Source organism: Kribbella sp. CCNWLW201 (genome assembly GCF_037203805.1).
Lineage (GTDB): Bacteria > Actinomycetota > Actinomycetes > Propionibacteriales > Kribbellaceae > Kribbella.
In genome coordinates, this window is the sequence record NZ_JBBCBQ010000009.1 from 372,714 (window position 1) to 385,007 (window position 12,294).

Annotated in this window: 10 protein-coding genes and 1 riboswitch; of the genes, 9 read left to right on the plus strand and 1 reads right to left on the minus strand. The window is 68.3% G+C overall.

Features of this window, described 5'->3' with window-relative positions; all coding sequences use genetic code 11:
* Window positions 1-58 precede the first annotated feature (58 nt).
* The 9 genes from V9K99_RS32390 (at window position 59) to V9K99_RS32430 (ending at window position 11,758) form a co-directional block, all read left to right on the plus strand.
* A complete protein-coding gene (locus V9K99_RS32390; RefSeq protein WP_337005698.1) occupies window positions 59-814 on the plus strand; it encodes a maleate cis-trans isomerase family protein in 756 nt (251 codons plus the stop codon).
* Window positions 815-1,060: 246 nt separating this feature from the next.
* Complete coding sequence (locus V9K99_RS32395; RefSeq protein WP_337005696.1) at window positions 1,061-2,245, plus strand: M24 family metallopeptidase; 1,185 nt, start codon at window positions 1,061-1,063, stop codon at window positions 2,243-2,245.
* A 191-nt stretch (window positions 2,246-2,436) separates the two neighbouring features.
* Window positions 2,437-3,573 carry an aminotransferase-like domain-containing protein gene (locus V9K99_RS32400; protein WP_337005693.1) on the plus strand — a complete coding sequence of 379 codons (1,137 nt, stop codon included), beginning with the start codon at window positions 2,437-2,439 and terminating at the stop codon, window positions 3,571-3,573.
* A 496-nt stretch (window positions 3,574-4,069) separates the two neighbouring features.
* A riboswitch (guanidine-I (ykkC/yxkD leader) is annotated at window positions 4,070-4,179 on the plus strand.
* A gap of 54 nt (window positions 4,180-4,233) precedes the next feature.
* Window positions 4,234-5,820 (plus strand): amino acid permease, encoded by a 1,587-nt coding sequence (locus tag V9K99_RS32405; protein WP_337005691.1) that lies wholly within the window; start codon window positions 4,234-4,236, stop codon window positions 5,818-5,820.
* Complete coding sequence (locus V9K99_RS32410) at window positions 5,817-6,422, plus strand: DUF1989 domain-containing protein (protein WP_337005690.1); 606 nt, start codon at window positions 5,817-5,819, stop codon at window positions 6,420-6,422. The genes V9K99_RS32405 and V9K99_RS32410 overlap by 4 nt, the downstream gene beginning before the upstream one ends.
* Window positions 6,419-7,036 carry an urea amidolyase associated protein UAAP2 gene (locus V9K99_RS32415; protein WP_337005688.1) on the plus strand — a complete coding sequence of 206 codons (618 nt, stop codon included), beginning with the start codon at window positions 6,419-6,421 and terminating at the stop codon, window positions 7,034-7,036. The genes V9K99_RS32410 and V9K99_RS32415 overlap by 4 nt, the downstream gene beginning before the upstream one ends.
* Window positions 7,037-7,038: 2 nt before the next feature.
* Entirely contained in the window at window positions 7,039-8,982 is a 1,944-nt protein-coding gene (locus V9K99_RS32420; RefSeq protein WP_337005686.1) for a 5-oxoprolinase/urea amidolyase family protein, read from the plus strand.
* A complete protein-coding gene (gene atzF / locus V9K99_RS32425) occupies window positions 8,979-10,559 on the plus strand; it encodes an allophanate hydrolase (protein ID WP_337005684.1) in 1,581 nt (526 codons plus the stop codon). The genes V9K99_RS32420 and atzF overlap by 4 nt, the downstream gene beginning before the upstream one ends.
* An 11-nt stretch (window positions 10,560-10,570) precedes the next feature.
* Window positions 10,571-11,758, plus strand: a complete 1,188-nt coding sequence (locus V9K99_RS32430) for a M20 family metallopeptidase (RefSeq protein WP_337005681.1) — start codon at window positions 10,571-10,573, stop codon at window positions 11,756-11,758.
* Here V9K99_RS32430 and V9K99_RS32435 read toward each other — a convergent pair.
* Complete coding sequence (locus tag V9K99_RS32435) at window positions 11,747-12,235, minus strand: VOC family protein (RefSeq protein WP_337005679.1); 489 nt, start codon at window positions 12,233-12,235, stop codon at window positions 11,747-11,749. The two genes, V9K99_RS32430 and V9K99_RS32435, sit on opposite strands and share 12 nt — an antisense overlap.
* Window positions 12,236-12,294: the final 59 nt, after the last annotated feature.

Below are 12,294 nucleotides of genomic sequence, written 5' to 3' on the forward strand. Positions count from 1 at the left end.
CGTAGGATTGTCAACAATCTCTTGTCGCCGCGACCAGCCGGACCGCACACTGAGTCGCATGACGCTCGGTCCCTCCACTCACCCCCTGCCGGCGCCGACACCGCCGCTCCTCCAGACGGGGATCGGCGTCGTCGCGCCGTACGACTTCGCACTCGATCGCGAACTCTGGCGGTGGGCCCCCGACGACGTCACGCTGCATCTGACACGTACGCCGTATGCGCCTCTCGCCGCAACACTCGAGATGGCCGTACACATCTCCGACCCGGAGCTGATCGCCCGAGCCACAACCAACGTACTCCCGGTGGCACCGCTCACTGTCGCGTACGCCTGCACCTCGGGCAGCTTCGTCGGCGGCCTGGCCGGTGAAGCCGCACTCGTCGACGCAATGGTCGCCGCCGGCGCACCGACCGCGGTGACAACGAGCGGCGCACTCCTCCTGGCCCTGCGTCACCTAGGCATCAACCGAGTCGCAACGGTCACGCCGTACACGGACGATCTAACCGCCGGCCTGACCGCCTTCCTCGCCGAAGCCGGCGTAAAGGTGGTCGCGACCGCCGGCCTCGGCCTGATCGCCCAAATCTGGACCGTCCCCTACGAGGCCACCGTCGAACTCGTCCGCAGCATCGACACCAAGTCAGCCGACGCCGTCTTCATCAGCTGCACCAACCTCCCCACGTACGACGTCATCGCCGGCCTCGAAGCCATGATCGGCAAACCAGTCCTCACCGCCAACCAGGTCACCATGTGGTCAGCCCTCTCCCTAGCCGGCCACACGGCAATAGGCCAAGGCCAACACCTCCTCACCCACAACTGAGGACGGGCCGCATTGGGGTTGTGACTTGCTGTGAGGGCCTGCCGGAGTTGGTCGCGCCGTTCGGGCAAAGGGCGGGTGACACTCACCGACCCGAAGGGCGAATAGCAACGTGCGAACAAGGCACGGCACCGGCGGGTGTGTACGTCCCGCAGAGCCGGATCTAGGGGTTCTTCTCGACCGTCGGCAGCGGTTAGAGTCAGTACTATTGTTGACAATCTGCAATCGACCGCGGTTGGAGGTGCATGCGTGCAGGACTTGCTGGATCAGGCGGTCGAGCCGGATGAGTACGTCGGCCGGCTCCAGCGGGTGCGGGCCGCGATGGGCGGGCGCGATCTCGGCGCGCTGATTGTCAGCGATCCGGCGAACCTCTTCTACCTGACCGGGTACGACGCCTGGTCGTTCTACACCCCGCAGTGCCTGCTGATCCCCGCCGACGGCGAACCGCATTTGTTCGCGCGGGCCATGGACGCGGCCGGGGCGGCGTACACCTGTAATCTGCGGGCCGACCAGATCCACGGCTACCCGGAGGATCTGGTCCACCGCCCCGACGTCCACCCCTACGACTGGATCGCGGCCAGAGCACGTGAACGCATCCCCGCCGGCGCTGACGTCGGCATCGAGGGCGACGCGCATTACTTCTCCGCCCGTGCGTACCTTGCCCTCGGCAACGGTCTGCCCGGCCACCGGTTGGTCGATTCGGCCGAGCTGGTGAACTGGATCCGGTTGGTCAAGTCGCCGCACGAGCTGCGCCAACTCCGGATCGCCGGTTCGATCGCCGCGAACGCGATGCGGATCGCGCTCGACCAGCTCCGGCCCGGCCGCCGGCAATGTGATCTGGTCGCCGAGATCATGGCTGCCCAGGCGATCGGTACGCCGGAACACGGCGGCGACTACCCGGCGATCGTGCCGATGCTCCCCTCCGGCGAAGCAGCCGGTACGCCGCATCTCACCTGGACCGATCGCCCGTTCCGATCCGGTGAGGCGACGACGATCGAATTGGCCGGTGTGTTCGGCCGCTATCACGCTCCGCTCGCCCGCACGGTGATGCTGGGCGATCCACCCCGGCGGCTGCTCGAGACGGCGAAGATCGTGGCCGAAGGTATGTGCGCGACGTTGTCGACAATCCGACCAGGCGTCACGGGGAGCGTCGTGCACGCTGCCTTCAATGACGTGATCGCTGCGCACGGATTGGTGAAGGAATCACGGATCGGGTACTCGATCGGCATCGGATACCCGCCCGACTGGGGTGAGCGCACGGTCAGTCTGCGGCCCGGCGAGACCACTGTGCTGGCGGCCGGGATGGCGTTCCACGTGATCCTCGGAATGTGGATGGACGGCTGGGGTTACGAACTGTCCGAACCGGTGGTGGTCACCGACCACGGCGTCGAGCGACTGACCGATCTGGACCACGAACTGACGATCAGGAGGTAGCCCCAGTGACGCAGGAAACCCGCGCCAACGCCGATCCCCCACCCATCGGCGACACCCCCGGACTTCCCCACCCAGCCGCCACACCCACACCTCCCTGCACTGGCGCCGCACACGGAGTTCCGCGCGGTGGCGGTGTACCTGGTGGGAAGGCTCTGCCGTATGCCGAGCGGGTTGGGGGGCTGGTTGGGTCGGTGATTGACTCGAGTACTTCGTTGCTGCACAGGCAGACTCATGACATCGTGCGGTTCGCCATGGGGTCGCCGGCGGCCGAGGCGGTCCCTTCGGCGATCCTGGCCGGGATCGCCGCCGATCAACTGAGTCGCGCCGACGCGTACGACTATGCGGCCACCGAGGGCGATCCGCCGCTGCACGAAGCACTGCTGGAAACACTGCGCGGGACGAGCGACGAGACCACCGCCGATCGGCTGACTATCACCGCGGGCGGGATGCAGGGGCTCGACCTGTTCTGCAAGCTCTTCGTCGACGCCGGCGACCTGGTCGTGGTCGAATCACCGACGTACACGAACGGCAGCGCGACCGCTCTCTCGTACGGCGCTGAGTTGCTGGAGGTCCCGGTCGACGCCGACGGGATGATTGTCGACAATCTCGAAGAGCTCCTCGACGGACGACGGCCGAAGGCGATCTACACCATTCCGACCTTCCAGAACCCGTCCGGCGCGACCCTCTCGTTGGAGCGGCGGCACCGGTTGCTCGAGCTGGCCCGGTCCTGGGGATCGATGGTGATCGACGACGATCCGTACGGGCTCCTGCGGTTCGCCGGCGATCCATTGCCGACAATCCGCGAACTGGCCGCCGGCGATCCGCTGGTGTTCGCCGTACGGACGTTCTCGAAGATCGTTGCGCCCGGACTACGGGTCGGCTGGGTGGACACGGATCCGGAGTTGCAGCCACTGCTGATCAACGCGAAGCAGGCCATGGACACGTGCACGAACCTGCCGGCCCAGCGACTGCTCACCGGGTTCCTGCAGGGCGGGCATCTCGAGGATCACCTGATCACGCAGCGCGCGGAGTACAAGCGTCGCAAGGAAGCGATGCACGCGGCACTGCGGGAGCACTTCGGCGACATCGCCCGCTGGACCGACCCCGAGGGCGGCTTCTTCCTCTGGGTGACGTTGGAGAACGGCGTCAACACCGCCGAGTTGTTCGAGATCGCGCTCGCCGAGGGTGTGGCGTTCATCCCCGGTACGGCGTTCTCCCCCACCGGCCGGTTCACCGATGCGCTGCGGTTGTGCTTCGCGTCGACCAAGCCGGACCGGATCCACGAGGGCGTCACCCGATTGCGCCGGGCCGTGGACAAGCTCGCGTAGTCCGAGCGGCGTCTGATTGCAGACAATCCACCGCCACGCCCGTCGCAGCCGTGCAGCGGGCGAGCTGGTACCGAGCCGAGGCGAGCGGGGCCGAGCCGAGGCCGGGGCGGGGCGGGGGCGAGCCGGGGCGGGGGCGAGCCGGAGCCGGGCCGGGGGCCGGCGCCGAGGGCCGGGAGCCGGAGCCGGGAGCCGGAGCCGGGGGCCGGAGCCGGGGCCGGGGGCCGGGGGCCGGGGGCCGGAGCCGGGGCCGGGGGCCGGGGGCCGGAGCTGGGGCCGAGCAGCTCCCGACCAGCGGGCGAGCCGGGCCGAGCGGCGGCCGAACAGTGGGCGAGCGGCGGGCGGGCGGGCGAGCGGTGGCTGCCGATCGGTATTGTTGCCTGGGGCAACTGGTCGCACTTGGGGTGGGCGGGTGAGAGGATTCGTTTACGTTGTTGTTACACGGGACGCGTGCCGGTGAAACCAACGCGCCCTGAACTGAAAAGGACCCGCTGAAACGGCGGGGCGCCCCTAGGGTTCCGCTGCCGGTGACGGCAGGACTGGTCCGAGAGGGGAGACGGCGCTGTTCGCGACGGCGCCGTTCCACGGCGGGACAAAAGCCCGGGAGGCCTTGAAGGCCCCGGGCTGCCGTGTGCATTCCGGGCCGATTCGACGGAGGCCGGAATGTCAGCCACGCCTGAGGCACTGACCTCACCCAACGCCAAGGAACCAAGCGCCGAGGACCTGGGCCGATTCGGCTATACCCAGCAACTCTCGCGCCGGGTCGGCAGCTACGCGTCGTTCGCGGCCGGCTTCTCGTTCGTGTCCATCCTGACGACCGTCTTCCAGTTGTTCGGGCTCGGCTTCGGCTTCGGCGGAACGGCCTTCTTCTGGACTTGGCCGGCGGTGCTCGCCGGGCAGCTGATGGTCGCCCTCTGCTTCGCCGAACTGGCCGCGCGCTATCCCCTGTCCGGAGCGATCTACCAATGGGCCCGCCGTCTCGGCGGCGCCGTCGTCGGGTGGTTCGCGGGCTGGACGATGGTGATCGCGCAGATCATCACACTGGCCACCGCCGCGATCGCCCTGCAGGTCGTGCTCCCCGCGGTCTGGTCCGGCTTCCAGTTGGTCGGGACCGACTCGACGCTGGCGTCGAAGGACGGCGCCGCGAATGCCGTCGTACTGGGCTGTCTATTGTTGACAGCCACCACGCTGCTGAACGCGACGAGCGTGCGGATCACCGCGGTCGTCAACTCGGTCGGCGTGACGTGTGAGCTCATCGGCGTCGTGTTGATTGTTGTGTTGTTGACAAGCCGCGCCGAGCGCGGTCCGTCCGTCGTACTGCACACCACCAACCTCGACAGCTCGACCGGGTACGTCGTACCGCTGCTGATCTCGGCCTTGATGGCGGCCTACGTACTGGTCGGCTTCGACAGCGCGGGTGAGTTGTCCGAGGAGACGCACAAGCCGCGGGCGACGACGCCCCGGACGATCATCCGCGCGGTCGTCGCGTCCGGGATCGGCGGCGCCTTCCTGATCATCGCTGCGCTGATGGCAGCCCCGTCCCTGACCGACGGCGCCCTCGCTACGGAGGGTCTCCCCTACGTCCTGACCAGTCAGCTCGGTACGACGGCCGGCAAGTTGCTCCTTCTCGATGTCGCCCTCGCGGTCTGTGTCTGCACGCTGGCGATCCAGACGGCGGCGGCCCGGATGATCTTCTCGATGGCGCGCGACAACGTCCTGCCGGCGTCGGCTCAGTTGCGCCAGGTGTCCCGTCGTACCGGCACCCCGGTCGCGGCGACGATCGTCCCCGGTGTGCTCGCCGGCGTGTGTCTCGTCGTGAACTTCGGCAACGCAGGTCTGTTCCTCGGTCTGGCGAGTGTCTGCATCATGCTGCTGTACGTCGCGTACCTGATGGTCACCGCACCTTTGCTGGTACGGCGGCTGACCGGCAACGGACCCGCCTCCGGCGTCGACGAGAACGGCCGACCGCTGTTCTCGCTCGGGCGTTTTGGTCTGATTGTCAACATCATCGCGGTCGCCTACGGACTCGCGATGGCGATCAACCTGGGCTGGCCGCGCGCCGACGTGTACGACCCGGCGGGCGATGGCTGGTACCTGCATTACCTGCCGCTGATCACACTCGCGATCGTGGCTGTCGGTGGGCTCATTGCCTATCGCAGTCAGCGCAGCGCTTACCACGCCTCCATCGGCCTGGTCGTGCCAGCGGCTGCAACTGGCGGAGTCGCAGAGGCGGAGGGAGCGAGCGCGTGAATCACGACATCCCTGGCGCCGCCGCCTGGTCCACACCGGTCCGCGCGGGACGCAGCATCACCCTGACCGCTCTGACTGATGGTTCCAACGCGTCGGTGCTGATCATCGGCGCGGATCGACTCGATCGGCTCAACGTCCCGGACACACTGAAGTCGCAGATGTCCGCCCGCATCCGGGCCGGCATGGTCCTGATGTCGGACCGGGGACTGGCGCTGGCCACTGTGGTCGCGTCGACCCTCGACTGGCACGACTGCCTCACCGGGCTCATCCCCGACCGATTGTTGACAATCGAACTTGCGAAGCACGGGTTCGGTCCGGCGGACCTGCACGGCTGCATCAACTTCTTCTCGAAGGTCGCGATCGCGGACGACTCCCGCGCGTCGCTGACCTTCGCCCCCGGCCACGCCCAGGCCGGAGACACAGTCACCCTGCGGGCCGAACAAGACCTGCTGGTATTCATCTCGACCGCACCCCATCCCCTCTCCGACCAGCCTGCCGCCGGCGTCGCCGTACGGATCGAAGCCACTGGCCACGAGGAGGATCCCGAACTGCGGGAGGAAGCAATCCGGGCGCTCGAGCTGACTCGGGAGCTGATCGCATGACCATCACTGAGACAGCCGTCAGCCTCGACACCACCGTGGAGCCCGGAGACGGCGCACTCATCACCGTGCCCGCAGGCGGTCGATTGCAGATTGTCGACCTGCATGGCAACCAGGCCGTGGACACCTTGTTCTACGACGCTCACGACATCGACAACCGCTACTCCGCCTTCGACACGATCCGCGAACAGCGCGCGGTCTTCCTCACCACCGGCTCACGGCTGTTGTCGACCAGGCTCGACGAACTCGCCGTCATCACCGACGACACCTGCGGCCGGCACGACACCGTCGGCGGCGCGTGCTCGCAGGAGAGCAACGTGATCCGGTACGGCGAATTCACCCGGCACCAGCACGCATGCCGCCAGACCTTCCTGTACTACGGCGCGAAGGCCGGCATCGGACAACGCCAACTCACGCACAACGTCAACTTCTTCATGAACGTGCCGGTCACGTCCGGCGGTGACCTGCAGTTCGACGACGGTCTGTCGGCCCCGGGCCGGTATGTCGAGATCACCGCAAGCCGGGACGTCCTGGTCCTGATCAGCAACTGCCCGCAGGTCAACAACCCCTGCAACGGCTGGAATCCGACACCAGTACAGCTCCTGGGCTGGTGGTGAAGTTGGCATCCATCACAGTCATCGCTGCGGGGATCCAGACGACTGTGCAGGACCTGGCTGGTCGGCCGGGATTGTGGGACGTCGGCGTACCACCTTCGGGAGCCGCCGACGAACTCAGCTTCGCTCTGGTCAACGCCGCGGTGGGCAACCCGGACAGCGCGGCCGGACTTGAGTGCGTGCTCGCCGGACCAGTGCTGACCTGCGACGAAGACCGGCTGATCTGCGTCGGAGGCGCTGTCAACAATGCGACGATCGACGGTCGCCGGGTGCGGCCCGGAATGGTCGTCCTCCTCCCGGCCGGCGCTGTTCTGGACGTCGGTCCACTCGACGGACCGGGGATGCGCGGTTACCTCGCGATCGAGGGCGGCCTGGACGTTCCGCGCGTACTCGGCAGTCGATCCACCTTCATATTGGGCGGTTTCGGCGGTCACCATGGCAGGCCGCTGGCAGTCGGCGATCAGCTCCCCCTGGGTCGCCGGGAGAACCTGCTCAGCCCGATGTCGGTCGAGCTGCCGGCGATCTCGAACTCCTGGGACTTGCGGGTGATCCCGGGACCACACGGCGCCCCAGATCACCTCACCACAACAGGCGTCGACGCGTTCTTTGCCAACAGTTGGATTGTCGACCATCGTTCCGACCGCACCGGGATCAGACTCGTCGGACCGGTACCGGACTGGGCCCGGACCGACGGTGGTGAGGCCGGACTACATCCGTCCAACGTGCACGACTCGGCGTACCCGGTCGGCGGCATCATGCTGTCCGGCGACACCCCGGTCATCGTCGGCAAGGACGGACCGTCGCTCGGCGGCTTCGTCGTACCGGCCGTCGTGATCGAGGCCGATCGGTGGATGCTCGGTCAACTCCGCGCCGGCGACTCGGTCCAGTTGGTGCCGGTGACCCTGGAGACCGCGGCCGAGGCGATCGCGGTACGACGTACCTGGCTCACCGATCTCCGTCAGGAATCGGCCCCGGTCGCTGCCGCCGTCAGCGGTTCCAGTCGTCCCGAGGTCCTGCATCAGTCCGATGGCACACCGCCGTACACGATCAGATGTGCGGGCGAGCGGCACCTGCTGGTGGAAGCCGGCCCGGCCGAACTCGATCTCACCGTCCGGGTGTGGATTCATCTGCTGGCACAGGCGTTGCGGGCGCATCGGCCGGACGGCGTGGCCGAGATCGTCGAGGGCGTGCGGTCGCTGCTCGTCGCCGTCGACTCGTCGCGGCTGGGGCTGACCGAGTTGGCGGAGCAGCTCGTGTTCCTGGCCGCGGGGCTGGAGGATCCGGCGACCGTGGTGTTGCCGGCGCGAGAGGTGACGTTGCCGATCGCGTTCGACCACCCGGAGGCGCATGAGGCGATGCGGCGGTATGCGACCTCAGTCCGGCCCGACGCGCCCTGGTGTCCCGACAACGTGGAGTTCATCCGGCGTGTCAACGATCTACACCGGCGGGACGAGGTCTTCGAGATCATCCAGGAGGCGACGTACCTGGTCGTCGGGCTGGGCGACGTCTACCTCGGCGCGCCGGTCGCCGTACCGGTCGATCCGCGGCACCGGCTGGTGACCACGAAGTACAACCCGGCCCGCACCTGGACCCCGCAGAACGCGGTCGGCATCGGCGGGATCTACCTCTGCGTGTACGGGATGGAAGGGCCAGGCGGGTATCAGTTGGTCGGACGCACTGTCCCGGTCTGGCGGCTCTCCCCCGGTGACGAGCAGCCCTGGCTGCTGCGGCAGTTCGACCTGATCAGATTCACCCCGGTGAGCGCGGAGCAACTGGCCCACGAGCGGGCCGAGATCAAGGCCGGCCGGGCGGACCTGCGCGTCAACCCGGCGACCTTCTCGATCGCCGACGTACGCCGGATCGAACAGGAGGCACCTGTGGACATAGCGACGGTACGAGCGAAACGGCGAGCCGCCTTCGAGGCTGAGCGGGCCCGGTGGGGCGCGTGAACGTCTGGATCACCCGGGTCGACCCGGTCGAGCCCGCGCCCGGACCGTTGCACGGACTCACGATGGCGCTCAAGGACAACATCGATCTCGCCGGCGTGCCGACCACGGCCGGCGATCCGCGCAACTCGCACCCGGCGGCACAGAACGCGTTTGTGGTCGATCGGTTGATCGCGGCGGGCGCCGTACCGCTGGGGAAGACGAACCTGGATCAGTACGCGACCGGATTGGTCGGCACGCGTTCGCCGTACGGCGCCTGTCACTCGGTGTTCTCCGCAGAGCACGTGTCGGGCGGATCGAGCTCGGGCAGCGCGGTCGCGGTGGCGAGCGGGCAGGTCGACTTCGCGCTCGGGACGGACACCGCAGGCAGTGGCCGGGTGCCGGCTGCCTTCAATCGGATTGTCGGCATTAAACCGAGTCGCGGACTCGTGTCCGCGCGGGGCGTTGTACCGGCCTGCCGTTCGCTCGACTGTGTGACGGTGATGGCTCGGTCGGTCCGGATGGCGCGTCGGGCCTTCGAGGTGATGGTCGCCTTCGATCCGGACGACGCCTGGTCGCGGCGAGCTTCTGATCTGCCGCGGCGCCGGGCCGGGCGGATCCCGGGAGCCGCCGCGGTGATCGGCGTACCGGATCTGGACCTGGACCTCGATCCGCTGCACGAGCAGGCCTGGCAGGAGACGCTCGATCAGGCTGACCGGCTTGGCGACGTCGTGAAGGTGGACGTTCGGCCGCTGCTCGAGGCGGCGGAGTTGCTGTACTCCGGGCCGTGGCTGGCCGAGAGGTGGCTGGCCTTCGGCGACAAGCTGGACGACGACCCCGCGGTGGATCCGACCGTGCGGTCGATTGTCAACAATGGCGCAAGGCTGACTGCGGCGGACGCCTTTGCGGGCTTCGATCGACTCGCGACCCTCGCCCGCGCGAGTGAACATCTGTGGACCCAACTGGACGCCCTGCTGCTGCCAGTGACAGCCGGCCACCCGACCCTGGCCGAAGTGGCGGCGGATCCGATCGGCGTGAACAGCCGGCTGGGACGGTTCACGAACATGGTCAATCTGCTCGACCTGTGCGCGGTCGCGTTCCCCGGTCCGGATCGTTCCGACGGCTTGCCGTTCGGCGTCCAACTGCTGGCGCCTGCCGGTCATGACGAGGTGCTCCTCGATCTCGCCGCCGTGTGGTGCGACGAAGCTCCGCAGGAGGTTCTGCTCGCGGTCGCCGGGGCTCATCTGTCCGGTCAACCACTCAACGATGAGCTGGTACGACGCGGCGCCCGGCTCGCCTTCGATGCGCGGACTGCTTCGTCGTACCGGATGTATCTGCTCGACGGACCGAGGCCGGGTCTGACTCGGACGTTGTCGGACGCCGCTGGGCCGGGGATCGACGTGGAGGTGTGGAGCATGCCCGCGGCCGAGCTCGGTGGGTTCGCGGCGACCGTCGAGCCACCGCTGGCGATCGGTCCGCTCGAACTGTCGGACGGCCGGCGGATCCTCGGGTTCGTGTGTACGGCGGATGGGGCGGATCCGGAGCAGGACATCACCTCGTACGGCGGCTGGCGCTCCTACCTGGCCGGGAGGTCCGCCTAGGCTAGGTCTCCATGACCGTCACGCCCGCCGAACAGAGCGTCCTCGACCGGATCGACGAAGACCTGCTGGTCCGGGTCACCTGCGAGTTGCTGCAGGCAACCGGGCAGAACCCGCCCGGCGAGGAGGCCGCGACAGTCGCAGTACTCGCGGCGGCAGCGCGGGAGCTCGGGCTCGGCGTGGTCACGTCACCGGTCGAGCCCGAGCGGGAGAACGTCAGCATCACGCTTGCTGAGGGCAACGGTCCGGGCCTGTTGATTCTCGGGCACACGGACGTCGTACCGGTGGGTGACGGATGGACGACCGATCCGTACGGCGGGGTCGTGAAGGACGGGCGCATCTACGGGCGCGGCGCATCGGACATGAAGGGCGGGCTCGCCGCCACGCTCATCGCGTTGGCCGCATTACGCGGCGCCGGGTTGAGCGGCCCGGTCGAGCTCGCCGCAGTGGTGGACGAGGAGGAGACCGGCAAAGGCATCCGCGCGTACGTCGACCACGCGCGCGGATCGGGCGCCGCGTTTCTCGGCTGCATCACGGCGGAGCCGACCGATCTGCAGACAATCATCGCGGCCCGGGGCGACTCGTACCTTCGGGTCGCGATCCACGGCCGCGCCTGCCACGCGGGGAACCCGGACGACGGCGCCAACGCGATCTATGGCGCCGCCGCCGTCGTTGCCGAGATCGAGCGCCTGCACGCCGAACTCGCCGCCGATCCGCATCCGTTGCTCGGCCCGGCGACCTGGAGTGTCGGCCAGATCAACGGGGGTACGGGCGGTTCGATCGTCCCTGCCGATTGTGTGATTGTCGTCGATCGACGGCTGCTGCCCGGTGAGTCGCCGGCCGCCGTACTCGATGATCTGCGGGCACGCGTGGCGGCGTTGCGGCTCGAGGATCGCGGGTTGACGGTCGAGCTCGAGATGCCGATGGAGATGCCCGCGTTCGAGACGGCTGCCGATGCGGAGCTCGTCCGCGTGGTCGAGGCGGCCCGGGTCGATGCCGGCGGCCCCGATCTCCCGCTCGCGGGTTGGACGGCGGCCTGCGATGGTGGGTACGTCGCCCGAGACCTCGACGTACCCGTCGTCGTACTCGGCCCTGGCTCGGTCACCACTCAGGCCCACCGCGCCGACGAGTCCGTCCCCATCGCCGAACTCGTGACCGCGGCCCGCGCCTACACCCTCACCGCCCTACGCCTACTCACCTGACCCCGGACGGCCGGGGAAGAAGTCGGCGCCCTGCACGTACTCCATCCGCCGGGTGAACTCGGGATCCGACAGGCGCTCCATCATCTCCTGCTCGGTCAGCTCCTCGATCCGGGTCTGGATCCAGTAGAGATTGCCGAACGGATCGCGGACCCGCCCCACCTTGTCGCCGAAGAACAGATGCGTCACCTCGGTCACCGACGTCCCCCCGGCCGCGACCGCCTGGGCGTGCACGGCGTCCGCGTCGTCGACGTACAGCCGAAGAAAAGCAGGTGTCGGCGGCCAGTCCGGACGGCCGTCGAACATCATCACGATCGCGTTCCCGATCCGCATCTCCGCGTGCCCGATCCGCCCGTCCGGACCCACCACCCGGTCGATCTCCTCGGCACCGAAGGCCCGCGTCAGCCAGTCCATCAACCCCGCCGTGTCCGGCCCGATGATCCACGGCGTCACGGTCGTATATCCCTCGGGAATCGGCATCTCAGCTCTCCTTCGCACCCTGTCGGACTCGCTGTCAGGACCAACGCTAGAAGGAGTAC

Excerpts from the sequence above, each read along its gene's own strand:
- V9K99_RS32415 (WP_337005688.1), top strand. The coding sequence starts at position 6,419 with ATGACCATCACTGAGACAGCCGTCAGCCTCGACACCACCGTGGAGCCC.
- V9K99_RS32430 (WP_337005681.1), top strand. The coding sequence starts at position 10,571 with ATGACCGTCACGCCCGCCGAACAGAGCGTCCTCGACCGGATCGACGAA.
- V9K99_RS32390 (WP_337005698.1), top strand. The coding sequence starts at position 59 with ATGACGCTCGGTCCCTCCACTCACCCCCTGCCGGCGCCGACACCGCCG.
- V9K99_RS32435 (WP_337005679.1), bottom strand. The coding sequence starts at position 12,235 with ATGCCGATTCCCGAGGGATATACGACCGTGACGCCGTGGATCATCGGG.
- V9K99_RS32405 (WP_337005691.1), top strand. The coding sequence starts at position 4,234 with ATGTCAGCCACGCCTGAGGCACTGACCTCACCCAACGCCAAGGAACCA.